General features: G+C 67.8%; 17 protein-coding genes. 7 read left to right on the plus strand and 10 right to left on the minus strand.

The genetic code is table 11. The features are described 5' to 3' along the window. Window positions 1-89: 89 nt before the first annotated feature. Window positions 90-2399, minus strand: coding sequence for a TonB-dependent receptor domain-containing protein (locus ACW18C_RS14700; RefSeq protein ID WP_492071688.1), 2310 nt, complete (start codon window positions 2397-2399; stop codon window positions 90-92). A 162-nt stretch (window positions 2400-2561) separates the two neighbouring features. Next, complete coding sequence (locus ACW18C_RS14705; protein ID WP_492071689.1) at window positions 2562-3206, minus strand: LysE family translocator; 645 nt, start codon at window positions 3204-3206, stop codon at window positions 2562-2564. 138 nt (window positions 3207-3344) lie between these two features. Between ACW18C_RS14705 and ACW18C_RS14710 the strand changes: the two genes are divergently transcribed. After that, window positions 3345-5237, plus strand: a complete 1893-nt coding sequence (locus ACW18C_RS14710; RefSeq protein WP_492071691.1) for a BCCT family transporter — start codon at window positions 3345-3347, stop codon at window positions 5235-5237. Window positions 5238-5287: 50 nt separating this feature from the next. Beyond that, window positions 5288-6934, plus strand: coding sequence for a serine hydrolase (locus ACW18C_RS14715; protein WP_492071692.1), 1647 nt, complete (start codon window positions 5288-5290; stop codon window positions 6932-6934). A gap of 4 nt (window positions 6935-6938) precedes the next feature. Here ACW18C_RS14715 and ACW18C_RS14720 read toward each other — a convergent pair whose 3' ends face one another. From ACW18C_RS14720 to ACW18C_RS14730, 3 genes are all read right to left on the minus strand, one after another. Next, window positions 6939-7682, minus strand: coding sequence for a DUF4893 domain-containing protein (locus tag ACW18C_RS14720; RefSeq protein ID WP_492071693.1), 744 nt, complete (start codon window positions 7680-7682; stop codon window positions 6939-6941). Window positions 7683-7738: 56 nt separating this feature from the next. Next, window positions 7739-8428: a DUF4893 domain-containing protein gene (locus tag ACW18C_RS14725; RefSeq protein WP_492071695.1), complete on the minus strand. Its 690-nt coding sequence runs from the start codon at window positions 8426-8428 to the stop codon at window positions 7739-7741. A gap of 128 nt (window positions 8429-8556) precedes the next feature. After that, a complete protein-coding gene (locus tag ACW18C_RS14730; RefSeq protein ID WP_492071696.1) occupies window positions 8557-9603 on the minus strand; it encodes a DUF4167 domain-containing protein in 1047 nt (348 codons plus the stop codon). 355 nt (window positions 9604-9958) lie between these two features. Between ACW18C_RS14730 and ACW18C_RS14735 the strand changes: the two genes are divergently transcribed. Continuing rightward, window positions 9959-11182 carry an NAD-dependent epimerase/dehydratase family protein gene (locus tag ACW18C_RS14735; protein ID WP_492071698.1) on the plus strand — a complete coding sequence of 408 codons (1224 nt, stop codon included), beginning with the start codon at window positions 9959-9961 and terminating at the stop codon, window positions 11180-11182. Between the two features lie 8 nt (window positions 11183-11190). After that, window positions 11191-12102, plus strand: a complete 912-nt coding sequence (locus ACW18C_RS14740; protein WP_492071699.1) for an SDR family oxidoreductase — start codon at window positions 11191-11193, stop codon at window positions 12100-12102. A gap of 93 nt (window positions 12103-12195) precedes the next feature. On the opposite strand, the gene ACW18C_RS14745 is transcribed toward ACW18C_RS14740, so the two are convergent. The 5 genes from ACW18C_RS14745 to ACW18C_RS14765 all read right to left on the minus strand — a co-directional run bounded on the left by ACW18C_RS14745 (window position 12196) and on the right by ACW18C_RS14765 (window position 18321). Then, window positions 12196-12804, minus strand: coding sequence for a DUF1134 domain-containing protein (locus ACW18C_RS14745; RefSeq protein WP_492071701.1), 609 nt, complete (start codon window positions 12802-12804; stop codon window positions 12196-12198). Between the two features lie 558 nt (window positions 12805-13362). Continuing rightward, window positions 13363-15807, minus strand: a complete 2445-nt coding sequence (gene pheT / locus ACW18C_RS14750) for a phenylalanine--tRNA ligase subunit beta (RefSeq protein WP_492071703.1) — start codon at window positions 15805-15807, stop codon at window positions 13363-13365. Next, the gene (locus ACW18C_RS14755; RefSeq protein ID WP_154726387.1) at window positions 15804-16193 is read right to left on the minus strand and encodes a hypothetical protein; all 390 of its coding nucleotides are present in this window, start codon (window positions 16191-16193) and stop codon (window positions 15804-15806) included. The genes pheT and ACW18C_RS14755 overlap by 4 nt, the downstream gene beginning before the upstream one ends. Window positions 16194-16197: 4 nt before the next feature. Then, the gene (pheS, locus tag ACW18C_RS14760; RefSeq protein WP_291752837.1) at window positions 16198-17274 is read right to left on the minus strand and encodes a phenylalanine--tRNA ligase subunit alpha; all 1077 of its coding nucleotides are present in this window, start codon (window positions 17272-17274) and stop codon (window positions 16198-16200) included. Window positions 17275-17337: 63 nt separating this feature from the next. Beyond that, entirely contained in the window at window positions 17338-18321 is a 984-nt protein-coding gene (locus ACW18C_RS14765; RefSeq protein ID WP_492071705.1) for a polysaccharide deacetylase family protein, read from the minus strand. 163 nt (window positions 18322-18484) lie between these two features. On the opposite strand from ACW18C_RS14765, the gene ACW18C_RS14770 reads away from it, so the two are divergent. From ACW18C_RS14770 to ACW18C_RS14780, 3 genes are all read left to right on the plus strand, one after another. Beyond that, a complete protein-coding gene (locus ACW18C_RS14770; RefSeq protein ID WP_492071707.1) occupies window positions 18485-19234 on the plus strand; it encodes a hypothetical protein in 750 nt (249 codons plus the stop codon). 137 nt (window positions 19235-19371) lie between these two features. Further along, a complete protein-coding gene (locus tag ACW18C_RS14775; RefSeq protein WP_492071708.1) occupies window positions 19372-20712 on the plus strand; it encodes a M1 family aminopeptidase in 1341 nt (446 codons plus the stop codon). Between the two features lie 153 nt (window positions 20713-20865). Further along, window positions 20866-22476, plus strand: coding sequence for a response regulator (locus ACW18C_RS14780; RefSeq protein WP_372705576.1), 1611 nt, complete (start codon window positions 20866-20868; stop codon window positions 22474-22476). Window positions 22477-22567 lie beyond the last annotated feature (91 nt).

The following is a 22567-nucleotide window of genomic DNA, read 5'->3' on the forward strand; positions in this document are numbered from 1 at the left end:
CGACCACACGGCGATCTGCAGCCTGTAGCCGGACCGAGGCGCCGCCCGCCCCTCTCGGCGGCGCGGGCGGCGCAGAACCGATCCGGGCGTCAGCCGCCGGTGGGGCCGGTCGAGAAGTCGAACTGTTCCGGCTGGCGGCGCGGCCCGCCGAAGTTCCAGGTCAGGCCGATGTAGAAGGCCCGCAGCTTGATGTCCTGGTCGGCCTGTTCGCGGAACTGCGGCGTCTCGAAGACCGTCGTGGTGTTGAAGGTGTTGAACAGGTCGCGGGCGGTGAAGTTGAAGGACAACTGCTCGCTCAGCTTGCGGCGATAGCCCAGGTTGACCATGCCGCCGGCCTCGCGACGGCCCTGGGCCAGCAGGCTGTCGCCCTGCCAGAAGCTGGACACCTGGAGAAAGTCCTTGGCCGTCGGCTGCCAGTTCAGGCTGATCCGGCCGCTGGCCAGGGTGTCCTCCCGGTCGTCGCCGCCGACCACGGCGCCGGCCTCGATCTGCTGACGGAAGACATTGACCCCGGCGCTGTAGCGCAGGGTCGACAGCAGGCGGCCGTTGGCCGTGGCCTCGACCCCCAGGTCCTGACGCGAGCCCAGGTTCTCGGGCCGGGTCAGGAAGACCCCGCCGCCGATGTCGGTCGTCACATCGGTGAAGGCCTTGTCCGTGTTCCGCAGATAGGCCGTCGCCTGATAGAAGCTCTGGCCCTTGCGCAGCTGCCACATGGCCTCGAACGAGTCCGTCTCCTGCGGCTCGAGATCCGGATTGCCCGACCGCACGTTCAACGGATCCTGATAGGTCGCCAGGGGGTTCAGCTGGGCGGGCTGGGGCCGCTGGATGCGGCGCGAATAGCTGGCGCGCAGGGTCTGGGTGTCCGACAGCTGATATTGCAGGTGAGCGGTCGGATAGGCGCGGAAATAATCCTGAGAGGCCGAGGCGCCGCCGGTCAGATCCTTGATCTCGACCTCGGCCTGCTCCAGCCTCAGACCCAGCTGGGCCGACAGCTTCTCGCCCAGGGGCCGTTCGTAGGTGGTGTAGAGGGCGTGCACCGTCTGCTCGGCTTCGAACCGGTTGTTCAGCCCCGGCGCGGGAGTGAGGGCGGAGGCCGACGGGCCGCGCAGGAACTCGGCCTCCTGCTCGGGCCGCTGGATGTTCAGCTCATAGCCCAGGCGCAGCTTGCCGCCGTCGGACATCGGGCGGGTGTAGGCGCTGGTGAAGCCCCAGGTGACCAGATCGACCGCATTCCGGGTGCGCTCATACAGATCAGCCCCGGCCGGCGTCAGGAAGGTGGAGCGCGCCTGGCCGTCGCTTTCATTGCCGTTGGAATCGTAGCGCAGTTCGTTCGACCATTCGTGGCCGTCGCCGGTGAAGCGGCGCAGCACTCGCGCCGTGGCGCCCCAGTTGGTGAAGTCGAAATCCGACGCCCCCTCGCGGCGATAGGCGCTGGTCACGGCGCCGGCCGCATTGCGCGTCTCGTACAGGCTGGAGGTCGATCCGGTCCCGTCGAAGGCGACGCCGCGCAGTTCGCCCGTCACCTGGGTCTTGTCGTCCAGCTTGTATTCGGCGGTGAAGCGGCCGACGAGCCCGTTCTGCTCGGACTCGATCGGCTGATCGATGGTGGTGGTCGCGACCAAAGCGCCCGTCGTCGGATCGAACCGCTGGCGCACCCGGTTGAAGCTCAGCTCGGTCGGATCGGACCGATAGCTGGCGTCGCCCGACAGGGTCAGGCGGTCCTTCTGCCACGACCCGCTGAGGCCGGCGTTCCAGCGTCCGTTATCGCCGATGTTCGCCCGCACGGAGCCGGTGGACTGGGTTCCCGGCTTGGGCGCCGTCGGCTTGGTGATCAGGTTGATGACCCCGCCCGATCCCTCGGGGCTATAGGCGGCGGAGGGGTTGGTCATGACCTCGATCCGCGCATACTGGCTGGCGGGGAGTTGGATGAGCGCCTGAGCGCGACCGGCGCCGGTCAGGATTCCGGACGGCCGCCCGTCGACCAGGATGGTGACGTTCGAATCGCCGCGCAGCGAGACATTGCCTTCCGGGTCCACATCGACCGAGGGCACATTGCGAAGGGCGTCGGCCAGGCTGCCGGTCGTCGCCTGCAGATCATTGGCCAGGCTGTAGCTGACGGAATCGATCGAGGTGCGGACGTCATTGGCGCGCGCCGTCACCGTCACATCGCCGACCGAGGCGGGCGCTTCCTGAGCCGGGGCGGGCTGGGCTGCGGGCTGCTGGGTTGCGGACGGCTGGGTCGCCGGCTGGCCGGAAGACGCCTGGGCGCCGGTCTGGGCCGGACTCGAAGGCCCAGTCGTGGCCGGCGCCGGCGGAGCGCCCGCAGACTGGGCCAATGCTCCACCCGCAACCCCCGAAACGGCGACGCTGAGCATCAGCGCGAACTTGAAGGATTTCATAGCCTTGCGACCCCAATACGACACCGGCGCCAAGCCGTCCCCGTCGTGACTCCCCTGGAAATACCGAGGGCGCTTTGAAATGCAAAGTTACTTCTTGTCCATATGATTACGGCTTCGTCATGATGATGGCTGCACAGCCTGGGCTTGTCGGACGCCGGCGCGCTATAGCCGCGTCTCCCAAGCGGTCCAGGCGGCGATCAGAACCATGGCCCCCGCCATCAAGGCCCGAACGCCGGAGCCTTGACTACGCGCGATCAGGCCGCCGACGCGGGCGGCCAGAACGACGATGAAACTGTGTACGGCCAGGCTGATCACCACATGGATTCCGCCCAAGGCGAGCGCCTGGGGCAGGGTCGGGCCGTGGTCGGGGCGGATGAAGCCGGGCAGCAGGGCGATGTAGAACAAGGCCGCCTTGGGGTTCAGCAGATTGGCCGTCAGTCCACGCAGGAACAGGGCGCGGCGCCGATGTTCGGTCTCTTGCGTCGGCTGGGCCGGATCGCCCTCGCCTCGCCAAGCCTCCCAGGCGAGCCAGAGCAGGAAACCGACCCCGGCCCAGCGCACGGCCTGATACAGGGCCGGCCATTTCAGCACGATCTCGGTCAGGCCGAAGGCGGCGGCCAGCATCCACAGCGTCAACCCGAGGGTGATCCCCGCCACCGCCGACAGCCCCGCCGTCCGCCCCTGAGACACGGACAACAGCGCCAGCCAGCCCATATTCGGGCCGGGCGTGAATTCGATCAGAAGGACCGCGGCCAGGAACGGCAGGATCACGCCTGGATCGACCGGCCCGTTCGTCAGAAATTCCATCCACGCCTCCGGCCCGAGGTCTAGGCCGTGTCGGGGGGCGGGTCCAATCGCGGGGCGTTCGCCGCCGGTCGCCTTCCGCGCGGCGGGGCTGGAACCTCCAGCTTCGCCATACGCTTTCAGCCGATGCTGAGATCGAAGATGAACCCGCGCGTCTTCTGGGGCGCGAGCGCCATAGCCGGGGCCCTGCTGCTGGTGGCCCTGGTCGCGCCCGGCGCCTCGGACCTGTTCTTCGGCCGCGCCCAGGCCTGGGTGATCGACACCTTCGGCTGGTTCTATGTCGCCTCGGTCGCCGGCTTCCTGGCGGTGGCGGCCTATCTGGCCCTGGGGCCGACGGGCCGGCTGAAGCTGGGGCCCGACGACGCCGAGCCCGACTTCCCCTATGTCTCCTGGCTGGCCATGCTGTTCGCCGCCGGCATGGGCATCGGCCTGATGTATTTCGCCGTCGCCGAGCCGATCCAGCATTACGCCGCCCCGCCCGAGGCCGCGCCCGGCACCCTGGACGCCGCGCGCGAGGCCATGGTGATCACCTTCACCCACTGGGGCGTCCACGCCTGGGCCGTCTATGCCATGGTCGGGCTCAGCCTGGCCTATTTCGCGCACCGCAAGGGGCTGCCGCTGACGCTGCGGTCCGGGCTTTCGCCCCTGCTGGGCAAGCGGATCAACGGGCCGATCGGCGACGCCGTCGACATCTTCGCCATCTGCGGCACCCTGTTCGGCATCGCCACCTCGCTGGGCCTGGGCGTGTCCCAGATCAACAGCGGCCTGAACTATCTGACCGGCCTGCCCAATACGCCCTGGATGCAGGTGGGGCTGATCGCCCTGGTCATGGCGGCGGCGACCGCCTCGGTCCTGACCGGGCTGGACAAGGGGGTGCGGCGCCTGTCGGAGCTGAACCTGGTCCTGGCCGTGCTGCTGATGCTGTTCGTGCTGGTGGTCGGGCCGACGGGCTTTCTGCTGAAGGCCCTGGTGCAGAATTTCGGCCTGTACCTGGACCATTTCTTCGTCCGCACCTTCAACCTCTACGCCTATGAGCCGCGCGGCTGGATGGCCAACTGGACCCTGTTCTACTGGGCCTGGTGGATCGCCTGGTCGCCGTTCGTCGGCATGTTCATCGCCCGAATCTCGCGCGGCCGGACGGTGCGGCAGTTCATCATCGGCGTGCTGCTGGTCCCGACCGGCTTCACCTTCCTGTGGATGACGGTGTTCGGAAACACGGCCATCAGCCTGGACATGGGCCAGGCGGCGGGCGCGATTTCGCAGGCGGTGCAGACCGATCTGTCGACCGCCATCTTCCACTTCCTGGAGAACCTGCCGGGGGCGGCGATCACCTCGACCCTGGCGGTGCTGCTGGTGGCGGTCTTCTTCGTCACCTCGGCCGACAGCGGGTCGCTGGTGATCGACACCATCGCCTCGGGCGGGGCGGACGACACGCCGCGCTGGCAGCGGGTCTACTGGTGCACGCTGGAGGGGCTGACGGCGGCGGCCCTGCTGCTGGCGGGCGGGCTGAGCGCGCTCCAGGCCGCCACCCTGATGGCCGCCCTGCCCTTCACCGTCATCATCATCCTGCTGTGTCTGGCCCTGATCCGGCAGATGAACGCCGACCTGAAGGGCGAGACGGTGGAGACCGAGACCCCGCCGCTGGGCGAGCGGTTGAAGCGGATCTTCGCCCCGGCCAGCCGCCGCGACATCGCCCGCCAGATGCAGCGTCACGGCGTCCCCGCCCTGACCGAGGTGCGCGAGGCCCTGGTCGCCGAAGGCCTGGACCAGAGCCGGGTCGAGGCGGACGAACAGGCGGTCTGGCTGGTCGTGCCCCACGCCGAGGGCCGCGACTTCCTTTACCGACTGGGCGCCCGGTCGCGCCCCCTGCCCGCCATCACCCCGTTGGACGCGCCGGAGGGGCGCCGCGCCATCGAATGGCGCATGACGGCCCAGACCGGAGAGGGGACCCGGCCGCGCGACGTGACCGGCTTCACCCGCCAGCAGATCGTCGCCGACGTGCTGGACCATCTGCAGGCCTGGCGGCTGGTCTAGAGGGGAAAGGCGCGTTAGCGTCACGGCAGTCTTCGCCGGAGCCTTTCCTGATGTCCCTTCGCCTGTCGCGCCGTTCCCTGTTCGCTTCCGGAGGCGCGGCGGCGCTGGCGGCCCAAGCCGCCGGCGGTCCCGTCTGGGCGCAGGCGGCCAATGACGATGCGGGTCTGGCCGAGGCGGTGGACACCTATGTGACCCAGGCCATGGCGGCCTGGCCCGACCAGCCGGCGTTGGGGATCGCCGTGGTCAAGGACGGAACGCCCGTCCTGACGCGCGGTTACGGCGTGAAGCTTCAGGGCAAGCCCGCCCGGGCGGACGAACACACCCTGTTCGCCATCGCGTCGAACACCAAGAACGTCACCGCCGCCGCCCTGGCCATCCTGGTCGACGAGGGCAAGGTGGCGTGGGACGCGCCCATTCGCACCTATCTGCCCGGCTTCACCCTGTCGGACCCCTATATCGGCGAACACATCACGGTGCGCGACACCCTGAGCCACCGCGCCGGGTTCGGCCTGGGCGCCGGCGACCTGCTGTTCTGGCCCAACAGCGACCGGACCCGCGCCGAGGTCCTGGCCCAGGCCGCCTTCGTGCCCATCGAGGACGGGTTCCGGGCGCGCTATCACTATTGCAACCTGATGTTCGTGGTCGCCGGGGCGGTGATCGAGGCGGTGTCGGGCCTGACCTGGGAAGACTTCATCCAGACCCGCATCCTGGACCGCGTCGGCATGAGCGAGACCGTGCCCCTGGCGCGGCTGGCCGATCCGGCCAGGTCCGCCCTGCCCCATGGCCGGGTCGGACCGCCGTTGCGCTATCAGGGGGCGATGACGCCGATCGCGGCCTCCATCGTCGAGGTGTGGAACTGGGATTCGGCGGCGGCGGCGGGCGGAATCTGCACCACGCCCACGGACTGGGCCAAGTGGATCGCGGTGCGGCTGAACGACGGCCTGCTGCCCGACGGAACCCGGCTGTTCTCGGAAGCGGCGGCGCGCGAGATGTTCAAGCCGAACATCATCGTCGGCAGCTCGCCCGGACCGACGGCGGAACTGCCGAACCGGGCCATCGCCTCGACCTACGCGATGGGGCTGCAGGTTCAGGACTATCGCGGCGAGCGGTTGATCAGCCACGGCGGCGGCTCGCCCGGCGGGATTTCGGCGACCGTGCTGATCCCCGGCCGCAAGACCGGTTTCAGCATCTTCTCGAACGCCGAGGAAAGCTTCCTGCTGCGCGCCCTGCGCGCGGGCATCGCCGACCTGTGCATGGGCAAGATCGATGTGGACTGGATCGCGGACTCCAAACGGCTGGAGGCCGAGGGCAATGCGAAATCCATCGCCGCCGCCGCCGAGATCGACGCCAAACAGGCGGCGGGCGCGGCGCCGTCCATGCCGCTGGACGCCTATGTCGGAACCTGGCGCGACCCCTGGTACGGCGACATCACCATTGAACGGAAGACCGAGGGGCGGGGCCGAAATCGCAAGACCGGCCTGTGGCTGAGCTTCACCCACACCCCGGCGCTGAAGGGCTGGCTTGAACCCTATGACGGCGAGACCTTCCGCACCCGGTTCCCGGACAAGCGCGAGGAGGACGCCTTCGTCACCTTCAGCATCCAGACCGCCAAGCCGGCCACGGCGACGATGAAGGGCGTGTCGCCCGACATCGACTTCTCATACGATTATCAGGATCTGAAGCTGACGCGGATCTAGCCGATCAGCGCGTGATCTCGACCAGCTCCAGCTTGGCGTCCTGCCTGGGCCAGGGCAGGACCAGTCGCCAGCGGTTCTGGCCGATCCGTTCCAGCACCCCGACCTGGTCGCGTGCGGTGTCCTGCCCATAGGCGGGGACGGTCTTCTGCGCCTCGCCCACGGCCTGGGCTCCGACATAGACCAGGCGACGATCCGTATCCGGATAAAGCAGGCCGCGCATCCGCTGCGGCCCGGCGGTCTTGGCCAGGATCAGGTCCCCGCCGGGGGTCATCTCCACCGAACAGGCGGCCCAGGGCTGTTCGACAAAGGCGGCGCCCTGGCCCTCGGCGTGGCGTCCCAGCCTGATCGTGCGACAGCGGTAGTCGCCGGGCGCGGGCTGAAGCTGGCCGGCCTGGGCGGAGTTGGGATCGACCAGAGGCCCCAGGGCCTCGACCTGACGGGCGAAGCCGGCCGTTTCCGCCTCGGCGCGGCTCATGCGCCAGGCCTGATCGAGCCGCCCCAGCAGGCTGGCGTCCCCGGGCGTGGCGACGCTGCGCCAGTTGTCGGTCCCGCCCTGGACCCCGCCGGTCGGGGTCGCTGCCTGCTGTTCGGGCGTCGCCCGGGCGGGCGGCGCGGCGCGGGCCGGCACGCCTGCGGCGGGTTCGGACACGGCGGGGGAAATCTCAGCCGCGCTGTTCGGGCTGTTTTCACCACAGGCTGCAAGGGCGGCGGTGGCGGCGAGGGCGAAGACGAGCGGAGTGCGGCGCATGATCGAGCTTCCGTGGGATACGCCCCCCCTAACGGCCGAGCCGCCGCAAGGTTCAGTCAGCCGCCGCTGGCCGGGACCAGTTCGATCAGATCCAGATTGGACTCATACTGCGGCCAGGGCAGGACCAGCCGCCAGCGCGCCTCGCCGATCCGTTCCAGCACGGCGACCATGTCGCGGTCGGGATTGCGGCCGTAGGAGTTGGCGGCCGGTTCCTGGGCCAGGGCCATGGAGCCGAGCAGCAGCATGTGGCGGTCGTTCTCGGGGAACAACAGGCCCGACGGACGCTGCGACCCTGTCAATTTGGTGAACTTCAGGCCGCGCGAGGTCTGTTCGATCCGGCAGGCGAACCAGCCGTAGATCACATAGCCCAGACCATCCTCGCCGCCCTGGGAGCCCAGTTTGACGGTGCGGCAGCGGTAGTTTCCGGGCGGCGGCGCCACGTCGGCGCGGCCGGCCCTGGGGTCGATCAGATCGCCCAGACTGTAGAGATCGCCGGATCCACGCTGGCGACCCGCCTGTTGCAGGGCCAGGGTCCAGGCGGCGTCGCGACGCTGATACCGGTCGCGGTCCGCCGCGGTGATGACGCCGCGCCAGTCCATCAGCACCGCGCCGGAGCCGCCGGGCGGCGGCGGGGGCGGTGGAGGCGGCGGGGTCGAGGCGCAGGCCGCGACGGCGACCACGGCGGTCAGGGCGAGACCCCGGACGAGGGTGCGGACGGTCGGGCGAGACTGAACGAACTGACGCATCAAAGCTTCCCTTAACGCTGGTCGGGCCCGACGCTCTGGAGGGCCGAGCCTTATGGCGAAGTCGTCCCTTTAGGCGCCGTATGGGCGGCCGCCGTCAAGGCCGCACGCCCATCGGATCAGGGCGCGCCTCAGTCTTCGCCGTCGGCGACAGCCTCGACCTTGCGGCGCGGGGCGCGGCGACGCGGCGCGGCTTCGGCGTCCGCAGCCGCCTCGGCGGCGGGCGCCGGGGCGGACGAACGGGTCAGGAAGCCCGGCAGGGCGGTCGGGGCGTCGTCATCCGAGGCTGCGGCGGCGACGGCCGGACGACGAGTGCGGCGAGCGGGCCGCTCCTCTGCGGCCGGATCCTCGACGGCAGGCGATTCGACCACCGGCTCGGCGCGCTCGGCCACGGGCGCGGCGTCCTGCTGGACGCCGTCGGCGGCTTCGTCCGAACCTGCATTCTCCTGGCCTTCGAAGCGACGGTTGCGTTCCTCACGGCGACGCTCCCAGCGTTCGCGACGGCTCTCGCGGCGACCGCCCTCGCCCTCGGCGCGGGCCTCGCCGTCTTCGCGCGGCTCGCGGGGTTCACGCGGCGGCTGAGCGTCGCGGGTCTGGTCGCGGTCGCGATCACGGTTCTGATCACGGCTTTGGGTCTGATCCCGGTCACGATCACGATCCCGGTCGCGATTCTGGGATGGGTCGCGGTCGCGGTTGAAATCGCGATCCCGGTTTTGGTCCCGGTCGTTGCGGTCGCGGTTCTGGGTCTGGTCGCGCTCGGCGCCGTCCTGGTTCTGACGGTCGGCGGCCTGCCGGTCGGCGGCCTGCTGGGCGGCGACGAAGGCGGCGGCCTGGGCGCCGGATTCGTCCTCGAAATCGATGTCGAAGCCCTGGTTCGACTGTTCGCGCGCGGCGATGTCGGAGAAGGACCGCTGCGGCTGAAGCGCGCGCAGGACGCGGTAATAGTGTTCGGCGTGCTGCTGATAGTTTTCGGCCAGCACCCGGTCGCCGCCGGACGAGGCGTCGCGGGCGAGCTGCTGATAGCGCTCATACACGGTCTGGGCGTTGCCCCGGACCTTGATGTTTTCGGGGCCTTGCGAGTCCCACGAACGATTCGGATTGGCGCTGTTGGCGTTTGAGGCGCCCGCCTTGTTCCGATTGCGTCCGCGCTGACGCTTCATGCCCTTGAAATCTCTCATTCGCGCTACCGTGTGCAGGGATGGAGCCCAGGCCAGCGGCCGGGTCCGTCCGTTTCGTGGTTCCGTCTCGCTCGGGGCCGATCCCCGATTGTCGAACTGTCGGAATGCCTTGTCGCCCGCATGGTGCGCCGGTCCTTTCGGGACCGACCGTCATGATCGGCTCAAGCCGCGAACAGACGGGTGTAGGCCCGGAAAGCTGCGTTTGAGTGGGAGACGAAGGAGACTTAGCCTGTGCGCCGTCCCTTTCCAAGGGGTTTTCGTCAAAGCGTCGCACCCCACGCCTAACAGCCCCGCTTTGCCGATGGCCCTCCGCTGGGCTAGGCATGACCTTTGCGACGACGACGAGGCTTTTTCCATGCGCGTTCTGGTTCTGGGCGGCGACGGTTTCTGCGGCTGGCCGACGGCCCTGCACCTGTCGGCCAAAGGTTGGGACGTGACCGTCGTCGACAACCTGAGCCGGCGCAACATCGACAACGAGCTGGAGGTCCAGTCCCTGACGCCGATCCGCACCATGGGCGAGCGGATCAAGGCCTGGAAAGCGGTGTCGGGCCGCGACATCGGCTTCGTCAACATGACGGTCGGCAAGGAGTTCGACCGGCTGGTCGCCCTGATCCGCGACCTGGCGCCCGACAGCGTGGTGCATTTCGCCGAACAGCGGGCGGCCCCCTATTCGATGAAGTCGGCGCGGCACAAGCTCTACACCGTCGACAACAACATCAACGCCACCAACCATCTGCTGGCCGCCATCGTCGAAAGCGGGCTGGACGTGCATCTGGCCCATCTGGGCACCATGGGGGTCTATGGCTACGGCACCGCCGGCCTGCGCATCCCCGAGGGCTATCTGAAGGTGACGGTGGACACCGACCACGGCCCGGCCGAGCAGGAGATCCTGTTCCCGCCCAATCCCGGCAGCATCTATCACATGACCAAGACGCAGGACGCCCTGCTGTTCCAGTTCTACGCCCGCAACGACGCCTTGCGGATCACCGACCTGCACCAGGGCATCGTCTGGGGGACGCAGACGGTCGAGACCAAGCTGGACGAGCGGCTGATCAACCGGTTCGACTATGACGGCGACTATGGCACGGTGCTGAACCGGTTCCTGATGCAGGCGGCGGTCGGCTATCCGCTGACGGTCCACGGATCGGGCGGCCAGACGCGGGCCTTCATCCATATTCAGGACACGGTGCGCTGCGTCGAACTGGCCCTGAAGAACCCGCCCAAGCGTGGCGACCGGGTCAAGATCCTGAACCAGATGACCGAAAGCCGCCGGGTCCGCGACCTGGCCGCCCTGATCGCCGACAAGACCGGCGCCGTGGTCCAGAACGTCGCCAATCCGCGCCAGGAGGCCGACGAGAACGACCTGGTCGTCGCCAACGACCAGTTTCGCGACCTGGGGCTGAAGCCCATCACCCTGGCCCAGGGCCTGATGGACGAAGTGACCGAGATCGCCCGCCACTACGCCGACCGGGCCGACCTGACGCGGGTGCCCTGTGTCTCCGCCTGGAACCAACGCCGGGCCGAGGCGCTGGAAAATGAAGCGCGGCCGTATGCGCCGCCCCAAGTCCTGACCGCCTGAGTAGATCGATGCCCGACGCCGCCCCCGCTCCTTCGTCCGGCCGCGAGCCGTGCCTGCTGGTCTTCGGCGGCGGCTATCTGGGCCGGGCGGCGGCGCTGGAGGCGATCCGGCGCGGCGGGCGGGCCGTCGCCACCTCGCGCGACGCCGAACGCCGCCGGGCCTTGTCGGCCGAGGGGATCACGACGATCGACCCCGCCGATCCCGAGGCCCTGAAGACCGCGCTCGAGGCCTCCACGGCGGTTCTGGTCACGGCCGCGCCCGACGCCCACGGCTGCCCCGGTCTGCGCGCCCTGGGGCCGGTGGCGTCCCAGGCCTGGCCCGACTGGATCGGATACGTCTCCTCGACCAGCGTCTATGGCGACCGGGCCGGGGGCTGGGTGTTCGAGGACGGACCGCTGAACGCCGCCAGCCTGGAGGGCGCGCGGCGGGTGCGGGTCGAGCGCGACTGGCTGGACGGCGGTCAGGGCATGGGGCTGACGGTGCAGATCTTCCGCCTGCCGGGCTTCTATGGCCCCGGCCGCAGCGTGGTCGAACGGCTACGCGACGGGACGGCCAGACTGGTGCGCAAACCGGGCCAGGTCTTCAACCGCATCCATGTGGACGACGTGGTCTCGGCCCTGTTCGCCTCGATGGACCGGCCCAGGCCCGGCGCCGCCTACAATCTGACCGACGACGAACCCGCCGCAGCCGATGTGGTGGTGGAATGGGCCGCCGCGAAAATGGGCCTACCCCGCCCGCCCGAGGTCGACTGGACCGACGACAGCGTCAGCGAGGCCATGCGGCGCTTCTATCTGGATTCCAAACGGGTCTCGAACGCCCTGGCCAAGGCGGAACTGGGCTGGCGTCCGAAATATCCGACCTGGCGCGAGGGGCTGGCGACGATGCTGGAGACGCCGCCGCCGTTGCGATTGGTGGGCTGATCACGCCGTCATCCTCGGGTCGAGCCCGAGGATGACGGGTGAATGCGGTCGCGCGCTCAAGCCGCGAGCGACCGCGTCGCGAGCATAGCGCGCTTAAAAGGGCAGCAGGTTGCGCTGACGGCTGTAGCTCATGGTGCCGATATTGGCGCCCAGGCGCAGCCCGACGCCGGTGCGGATAGGGGCCAGGACGATGCCGTCCGCCTGCTGATAGTTCACGCCCAGGCCGGCGATCAGATAGGCCGAACCTTCGACGCCCGGATAGCGACGATAGATCATGTCGGGGTGATACAGGCCGTACACCAGGGTGAAGACCCGGCTGGCGTTGCCGCCCCAGTCCCAGCCGATCGAAGCCCCCTGCCAGAACACCTCCTGCGAGGCCGACAGGTCCTTCATGTGCAAAGCGCCGCGCCCGTAGCGCGCGCCCACGACCACGGCGCCGGACCCTTCTTCGCCGGCGATATAGGCCGTGGGGCGGTCGCCCTGGTCGGCGAAGACCCGCTCGATGGCGCCGCCCACGACCTCGGCCGCGATGCCCAGCTCCTTGGACCCGGCCGCGACCAGTTCGTCGAAGCTGTAAGCCGGCGCCGTATTGTCCGAACGGATCGGATAATTCGGGTTCGACGGCGCCGTGGCGCAGGCCCCGACGGACGAGGCGCCGGCGGCGGTGGCCAGGCCGGAAAGGATCAGTTGGCGGCGATGCATGGGGGCGCTCCTAAAGGCGGCGAGGGACAGCCAGCGAGGACGCCGGGCTTTGTGACACCGTCCCCGACCTTTACGGCAGCCTTGCGGCTTCAAGGTTAACGGGGGCTTACGGGGAGGGCCGCCTGCGGGAAGGCTAGGCCGGGAGACGAACAGCTGGCCGGACAGCGTCCGCTTGGCTATCGTCGGTCTTATGACCCCCAAGACGCCACGCCGAGCAGTTTCCCCGTGGATCACGGTTCCAGTCGGGATCGCCGTCATAATCCCCCTCGCCTACTTTCTGAACCAGCCCGCAAGAACGAGGCTGGACGCCGCCCGGCGCGACCTCGCCGAGGCCGGCTACCCTGACGCCCGTGTCAATCGGGCTCAGACACCGAGCAACATGCGTCGCTGCGGCGTCGGTCAGATTCGAAACAAGGGCTATGCCTATGATTGGAAGACAGACGCCCACAGCGGTGTTTTTTGCCAGCCTGAAGACGGCCGCCCGGTAAGCGTGCTTCTCGATCAATAGGCGGGAAACAGCCTACGGCGGTTATCCGCAGGCCGCCTCAATCCGCGAAACTACGCCCGCAGCTTGCCGCCCTGTTTCTCCACCGCCGCCACGATCTTGGCGGTCAGGGCTTCGATCTCGGCCTCGGCCAGGGTCGCCTCGCGCGGCTGGATCACGACTTCCAAGGCGACGGACTTGAAGCCGTCGTCCACGCCCTTGCCGCGATAGACGTCGAACACCCGGACCTCGGCGATCAGGGCCTTGTCGGCGCCGGCCGCAGCCCGGACCAGATCGCCGACCGGCTTGGCGTCCTCGACCACGAAGGCGAAGTCGCGGGTCAGGGGCATGAAGGCCGACAGGTCGGCCGATCCACGCGCCTTGCCCGACTTGCCGCGCGGCTCGGGCACAGCGTCCAGCACGATCTCGAAGCCCAGCATCGGGCCGTCGGCGTCCAGCGCCTTCAGCACGCGCGGATGCAGTTCGCCGAACTCGACCATCACATTCTTCGGCCCCAGCTGCAGCCGGGCCGAACGGCCGGGGTGCCACCAGTCGCGGTTCTGACCCTGGGCCAGTTGCAGCGAGGCGACCGGCGCGCCGATCTCTTCCAGCAGGGTGGTCAGATCGGCCTTGAGGGCGAACAGGGCGTCCTCTCCGGCGCCGGCCCAGTGGCGGGCGGCGTGGGGGGCGACCAGGGCGGCGATGACCGTGCGCTGATCCTTGGGACCGTCGCCCAGATAGATGGGGCCGATCTCGAACAGGGCGGCGTCGGCGAAGCCGCGCGCGGCGTTGCGCGCCGCCGCCTGGATCAGGTTGGGCAGGGCCGAGGGGCGCATACAGTCCAGATCGGCCGCGATCGGGTTCTCCAGCACCAGCCGGTCGTCCCCACCGCCGAACAGGGCGGCCGTGGACTGTTTGGTGAAGGACCAGGTGACGGCCTCGGCGTAGCCCAGGGCGGCCAGGGCGCGGCGCGCCGTGCGGACGCGGGCCTGACGGGGGCTCAGCACCCCGCCGGCGGGACGGGCGACGTCGGGCAGGGGCGTGTCGGGCAGGCTGTCGAAGCCCTCGATCCGCGCCACCTCTTCCACCAGATCCGCCCGGCCCTCGACGTCGCGCCGCCACGACGGTGGGGTGACGATCCAGGGTTCGGCCTGACCGGCCGGGGCGGCTGTCACGAGGAAGCCCAGCTGGCCCAGGATGGTGCCGATCCGGTCGTCGTCCAGGTCCATGCCCGTCAGACGCTTCACATAGGCGGGGTCGAAGGCGAAGGGCGCCGGCCCAGCCGGGGGCTCGCCGACGAAGACGATCTCGGACGGCCCGCCGCCGCACAGGTCCAGGATCAGGCGGGTGGCCAGTTCCAGCCCCGGCGTGACCGAGACCGGATCGACGCCGCGCGCGAACCGGTACTGGGCGTCGGAATGGATGCCCAGCGCACGGCCCGTCTGGGCGATCACCAGCGGGTCGAACCAGGCGCTTTCGATGAAGACGTCGGTCGTGGTCTCGTCGCAGCCGGTCGATTCCCCGCCCATGACGCCGCCCAGGCCGATGGGGCGCTCGCCCCCGGCGTCGGCGATGACGCAGTCGGTGAGAGCAGGAAGATACATGGAACCGTTGAGCGCCATGAACCGCTCAGGCCGCAAAACCGGGTCGGTCCCATCAAGGAAGCCTTCCTGACGTCCACCGCCCCGCACCACGATCTCGGTCCCGGCCAGCTTGGCCACGTCATAGACGTGCAGCGGCCGAGCGCGGTCGTAGGCGATCAAATTGGTCACATCGACCAGCCGGTTGATCGAACGCAGGCCGATGGCATCCAGACGATTCCGCAGCCAGGCCGGCGACGGACCGTTGCGCACGCCGCGAATGACGCGGCCGGCGAAGACCGGACACATCTCGGGCGCATCCAGCCGCACGGTGATCGGCGAGGGGAAGGCCCCGCGCACCACCGCGATGTCGAAATGCTTCAGCCTGCCGACGCTGGCGGCGGCCAGATCGCGGGCGATGCCGGCGACGCCCAGCCAGTCGGGCCGGTTCGGCGTGACTTCGAAATCGATGACGGGCTCGGCGCCGAACAGGCCGGCGACAGGCGTCCCCACCGGGATCTCGGGCGGCAGTTCCTGAATGCCGTCGCTCTCGTCCGCCAGCTCCAGCTCCGAGGCCGAGCACAGCATGCCGTTCGACACCACGCCGCGCACGGGCTTCTCGACCAGGGTCACGCCCAGACCGGGGACATAGGCGCCGATGGGGGCGTAGATGGTGGTCAGGCCCGCCCGCGCATTGGGCGCGCCGCAGACGATCTCCTTCAGCCCGTCCACCGTCTCGACCTGACAGACCTGAAGCCGGTCGGCGTTGGGGTGACGTTCGGCCGACAGGATCCTGGCCACGGTGAAGGGCGCCAGCTTGGCGGCGGGGTCGAGAACCTCCTCGACCTCCAGCCCGGCCATGGTCATGGCCTCGGCGATCTGATGGACGTCAGCCTCGGTCTCGAGGTGATCCTTGAGCCAGGAAAGGGTGAACTTCATGCTGCGGCCCCGCCCAGACCGGCGATCATCTCGTCAAGGAAGCTCTGCGGCCCGGTAAAACCGACGCCCAGGAAGCGGCAGCGAATGAATTTGCAGTCCCTGATCGCGACCGTGCCGGTCACCCGCTCGGAGCCTACGGGCTTGAGCATCAGGCTGCGAGGGTCGCCCTGAGCGTCGCCCATATTGCAGCCGTCGAAGTTGCACCCTGACAGGGGAAGCAGGACGGCGGGGCCTTCAATCAGGCATTCGATGAAGGTCCGGCCCTCGATATTCGCATGGCCGGCGCGGCGGGTTTCCAGAAACAGCTGCGGCAGCCAGATCGAACCGTTGCGATATTCCGGCCCGGGGCCGATGGCGTCGAGGGTGATGGCGTGTGTATCGGTCATTATATCAGCTCAGGCCCGAGGCCGGATTGGGGGCCGCGAAGGCCGAGAAGCCGTAGTGGGCCAGCCAGCGCGTGTCGGCGTCGAACATGGGGCGCAGGTCCGGCACGCCGTATTTCAGCATGGCCAGCCGATCCACCCCCATGCCGAAGGCGAAGCCCTGATATTCGTCCGGGTCGATGCCGCAGTTCTTCAGCACATTGGGATGCACCATGCCGCAGCCCAGGATCTCCAGCCAGTCGTCGCCGGTGTTGAACACCAGTTTCCCGCCGGACCGGTCGCAGCGGATGTCCATCTCGGCCGAGGGTTCGGTGAAAGGGAAGTGGTGCGGACGGAACCGCGCCTGAACCTCGTCCAGCTCGAAGAAGCGGGCGATGAAGGTCTGAAGCGTCGTCTTCAGGTGGCCCATATGGATGTCGCGGTCGATCACCAGGCCTTCGATCTGGTGGAACATCGGCGTGTGGGTGGCGTCCGAGTCCTTACGGAAGGTGCGACCCGGCGCGATGATGCGGATCGGCGGCTTCTGGGACATCATGGTGCGGACCTGCACCGGCGAGGTGTGGGTGCGCAGCACCTTGCGCTCGCCCGTCTCGGGGTCGGGCTTCAGGAAGAAGGTGTCGTGCATTTCCCGCGCCGGATGTTTGGGCGGGAAGTTCAGGGCGGTGAAGTTGTGGAAGTCGTCCTCGATGTCCGGGCCTTCCGCGACCGCAAAGCCCATTTCGGCGAACAGGGCGATCATCTCGTCCATCACCTGCATGGTGGGGTGGACCCCGCCCTTGCGACGCGGCCGGGCCGGCAGGGTCAGATCGACGCGCTCGGCCTGAAGCCGGGCGTCCAGTTCGGCGGCCTCCAGCTCGGCCTTCTTGGCGGCGATGGCGGCGGACACGCGGTCGCGCAGGCCGTTGATCATCGGCCCCTGTTCGCGGCGTTCGTCGGGGCTCATGGCCCCCATCCCCTTCAGCAGGCCGGAGACGGAGCCGGACTTGCCCAGGGCGGCGACGCGCACCTCTTCGAGGGCGGCGACGCTCTCTGCGCCGCCGATGGCGTTGATCAGTTCGAGTTCGAGTGTGGCGAGATCGGTCATTTGGCCCGTGCATTAGCGGGCCGGGGCGCGTTCGTCACCCTTGAAGGCGCGCGGCGGGACTGATCAGGGCGCGGAGGCGATGGCGGCAAGCTGGTCGGCCGGCGCCTTGTTCGCCGCGACGATCCAGGCGAGCGGTTCCGGCTCCCAGCGGATGGGCCTTCCCTCGGTGCTGGTCCAGCGGTGCAGCCAGGAGATCCCGTTGGCACGGACATAGCGATCTTCATGAGCATAGATCGGGTCCGACAGGGCCTGTTCCAGCGTCACGAACCGATAGCCGCGCGCCAGATACAGGGCGTGGATCTGCGGGTACCAGTCCTGGTTCAGGCTGTTGGCGTGCAGCAGCAGGACCTGGGCCGGCTCGCGCCCGCCGGTCAGTTCCGCGCTATAGGGTTCGAAGAAGTCCAGCACCGTCGTCATGTGGGCCACATAGGCCTCGCCGATCCGCCGTTTCAGCGCCTCGTCGCCCAGTTGCTCGGCCTTGCGATAGACGTCGCCGAACATCCAGTCGTTGTTGTCCAGGGTGACGGGGGCGACCGTATAGCCGCGCTGGGCCAGGCCGGCGGCGATGGCGTCATGCTTCTCCTGGGTCTCTCCGGTGAACAGATAGGGATGACGGAACCAGCGCAGGGTCCGCCCACGCGTCTCCAGCGCGGCGCGCGTGGTCGGGGCGCCGGCGTCCACATCGGCCAGATAGGCCTCGGCCGTCGTGCGGTGGATATTGATGTGGCTGAAGCTGTGGTTGCCCAGATCCAGCCCGCCGTCCAGCCAGACGCCCAAGGCTGTCGGCAGGGTCGAGACGCGGGTCGGTTCGCACACCCTGCCCTCGTTGACGAAGGCCGTCCCCTGCGTGTCCAGCGGCTTCAACATGGCCACGAAATCCGTGGTCAGCCGCATCAGTTCGGCGGGATCGCACAGCGCCGTCTCCGACGCCTGATAGGGCAGGTCGTCGAAGGTCACGGCGATGCGGCGGCCGGGCGCATGGGCCTGAGCTGCGGATGACAGGGTGAGAGCGGCCAGCAGGCTGACGATCAGGACGTGCATCTTCATGGCCTGATCTAATCGCGACATGAGATAATTCCTAGTTCCGCTGACGGCCCGCCCCCTCGGGCGACGGCTAGGCAGATGCGAGCATGTCAGGATTTTGACCTTAGATTTTTGTTAAGGGAGGCAGCGCAACCTGCAGTTTATCGCCCTCTGTTGGAATCTAGGAATGTCCGTCACGATTGATTCGGCCGCCTCAGGAAGCAACGCTCCGCCCGTCGCTTCCCGCCCCAAGATCGCAGAAAATTTGGCTGAGAACATGGTGAAGCTGAGAAGCTTAGCGGCGACCGTGGCTGATGATAGCGGAAAGATCAGCACCAGCGACAAGCATGAAGCCTATTTTCAGATTCATCGCATGGGCGTTAATGGGAAATTCTACGGTTCTGGCGATGAGGGACAGGCCTTACTCAACAAAGTTTATAATAGTCAGATCGGCAGAAAAATTAATGACCTTTATAATGGATATATAAGTGCGGTAGCTGCTCAGAATGACTCAGATGATCGAGACCCTGGAGTCGTGATGGTAGAAATTTTCGACAGCTATTCTGCTGAAGAACAGAAAATTCTTTTCGACAGCGTCATAAGTCCTGACTTGAAAGGGAATATTAGACGATACGATGGTGTCGCAAGCTGGAAAACAAATATTGCAGCGCAGTCTAAACTTAACGAATATATGAATGAGGCCAAAGTCGGCGCTTCAGCCAAGTCCGATGCGAAATTCGCCGAAGCCGAGCGCCTTTGGAAGGTAGAGAACAACACCACAGCATCGTGGACGTCGCTTGTTCTCCAGTTGTTCGGAAACACGCCTAGTACGAAGCTGGAGCTCTCTGACACGGCTCAGAAGATTGTCGGAGATTTGTCGCCTACGGTTCGAGCAACGCCCTACGAAGCCGGCTCTGTTGCGTCGATGCGGATCTAGATCGCAAAATCGCCACCCGATTTTATCGGCCTGTTTTTGCGGCCGGGTTCATCTGCGAGCCTCGCAGCGAACCTTTTGAGATGTTGAAGGCGTCGCCCCAGCTCGATAGAGCTGTCCCTCCAGGGCGGGAGGTCCAGATGTCGCGATCAGCCTATGTGCTCGGCTGTGTCTTGGGCTTAGCGGCGTGCGCTCCGAACATGCCGGCGCTCGACCACATCGGCGCAACCGGCCCCATTGGCGTCGACATTTTACATCAGAACGTCGAGATCGCCCCCTTCTTCGGAAGGCCCGGCTTGAGGGGCGCGCAAAGCTTCACGTTCCGCACGACGACGGGTGGAGATCGTCTCGGTTTCAGGGGCGGCCCCCTCGAGATCACCGCCCTCAGGATCGATGGACGGCCGGTCGAGGACTGGCGAATGTCGGACGGCGTCCTTGATATCGCCTTGGGACGCACCCTCAGGCCCGGCTCCGACCACTCCATGCACGTTGAGTATGAAGCACCGCCGGGCAGGGGCGTACATGTCTCAGACGGACTGGCTTACACGGCCTATTTCTCGTGCGACTGGATGGTTTGCAGCCAGGAAGATTTCGCAGATCGCTTTACGTTCGACCTGTCGATCCGCGCGCCGCGCGGCATGACCAGCCTCGGACCCGGCGCACTGGTGGACGTGACGGGGGTCGATGATGACCACGAACTCCACCATTGGCGAACGCAAGACAGTTACCCGGCCTATGTCCACGCCTTCGCCGTCGGCAGACTGGAACGGAGTGAACCATCGACGGGGTGCGACACCCGCCTTGAGGTGCTTTCCACGGCGCCGAAGGAGAAGGTGAACGCGATCTTCCAGCCGACCTGCGCGATGCTGAAGTATTTCGAGGCACGTTCCGGCGTCCCCTACCCCGCCGTTCGCTACAGTCAGCTCTACGACCCCGCGCGCTGGGAGGCGCAGGAGGCGATTTCGCACAGCGTGCTGGGCGGCGGCGCCGTCGAGGCGATGATCGCCGACCCGCAGGAAGACTGGGCGGTAGCCCATGAGCTCGCCCATCAATGGTGGGGCAACCGCGTGACGGCCGTGAACCTGTCGGAGTTCTGGCTGAACGAGGGCGTCACGACCTTTATGGTCGCCAGCTGGAAAGAGTATCGCTGGGGGCCCGACACCTACACACACGAGATCGAACTCGCGCGCCGACGGTGGCGGCGGTGCAGCCAGGAATGGCGAGACGTTCCTTTGGCCTTCCAAGGGGATTATCCGTCCTTGTCGGCCCGCCGGTGTATTCAATATTCCAAGGCCGCCGTCTTCCTCCACGAACTGCGCCTCGTCATGGGCGACACCGCGTTCTGGGGCGGAATGAAGGCTTACACGACCGCCAACATCGGCAGGTCAGTGACATCCCGAGATTTCGAAACGGCCATGCAGCAGGCGACTGCCGTGAATCTTCGGCCATTGTTCACCCAGTGGGTACATCCGTCGCCCTAGGCGTCATCGTCGAGGACGGCGGATGCTGAATGAGGCAGGTTCATCCGTCGTCGGATCAACCGTCCGAAACGCGCCTTGAAAGGTTCATGATCGGCAAAGCGGTTGTTAAATATCACTGGTTAAGCCCGCCCTCGTGGACATAAGGGGGGCCGAATGCCGCTGATCGGTGATTTCGTTGACTTGATCGCGCCGGTGGCTCCGTCCACGCCGGGCGCCGAGGTGTTCGAACGTTTCCAGACCGAGCCGAACACCCTGGCCCTGGCCGTCGTGAACGATGACGGGCGCCCGGTCGGCATCATCGAGCGCAACGCCTTCACCCTGCGCATGGCGGCCGAGTTCGGGCGCGCCCTGTACGCCAAGAAGCCGGCCGAGAGCCTGATGGATCGCAACGCCCCCATTGCGGAGGCCAGGACCAGCGCCGAGGCCTTCTTCCAGGCCTATGGCGCGGCGGAACTGGGCGCCCTGCTGGGCGGCTTCATCGTCGTGGCCGAGGGACGTTATGTCGGCGTCGGCACAGCTCTGCAGGTCGTCCAGGCCGGCGCCGCCCTGCACCGCCAGCGCGCCGAGGAAATGGGGGCCCTGGCGCGGGACCTGGCCATAGCCGAGGCCGAAGCCGTCGCCTCCAGCCGCGCCAAGTCCGAATTCCTGGCCGTCATGAGCCATGAGATCCGCACGCCGTTGAACGGGGTTCTGGGCGTCGCCGCCCTGATGGAGCGGAAGCTCGAACAGGAAGAGCTTCGCCCCTACGTCCGCACCGTCATCGATTCCGGCCAGAGCCTGCTGCGTCTGCTGACCGACGCCCTGGACATGTCGCGCGCCTCGGCCGGGATGCTGACCCTGGAGGAAGAACCGCTGGATCTGAGCGCCGTCGCCTTCGACATCGACGCCCTGTGGCGGCCGCGCGCCGAGGAGAAGGGCCTGAACCTGACCGTCCGCACCGACCTCGAGGCCGGTCCCTGGGTCCTGGCGGACGGGATGCGGGTGAAACAGCTGCTGAACAACCTGGTCGGAAACGCCCTGAAATTCACCCAGACCGGCGGCGTGGCCGCCACCCTGGTCAGCCGCAGTTCCGACACGGGCCTGAGCGTCGAACTGACCGTGGACGACAGCGGCCCCGGCGTGCCGGAGGCGGCGGCCGCGACCATCTTCGACCCCTTCAATATCGGCAAGGCCGGACGCGAGGGCGCCGGCGCCGGACTGGGGCTGGCCATCTGCCGTCAGATCGCCGAACGGATGGGCGGCGGCATCAGCCTGGGCGTCTCGCCGATGGGCGGGGCGCGGTTCCAGGTCCGGCTGCCGCTGAGCGCCTGCGCCGCCGACGCGGGGGCCGTCGGTCCGGTCATGGCCGAGCCGACGCCGCACGAAACCCTGCATGTGCTGGTGGTCGACGACAACGCCACCAACCGCTTCGTCGCCGCCAAGCTGCTGGAGATGTTCGGCTGCACCGCCGAAATGGCCGAGAACGGCCAGGAGGCGCTGGACGCCGTCCAGGTCCGCCGGTTCGACCTCGCCCTGATGGACATCAAGATGCCGGTGATGGACGGGGTCGCCGCCACCCGCGCCATCCGCGCCCTGTCCGGCCCGGCCTCGCGCCTGCCGATCCTGGCCCTGACCGCCAACGCCGAGGAAGGGGACGAGCTGGACTATATCGCCGCCGGTATGAACGGCGTGGCCCAGAAGCCGATCCAGCCCGACGCCCTGCTGAACGCCATCCGCCTGGTGCTGGCGGCGGCTCAGACCGCCCCCGTGCCGCAAGCCGCCTGAGTCCGCCCCGAACCGGGCTTGGGGCCTGACTGGGCCCCTGAAACGAAGAACGCCCGCCCCGGAAGACCGGAGCGGGCGTTGATCTTTATCG

This window comes from Brevundimonas sp. FV1ye7S (assembly GCF_058680995.1).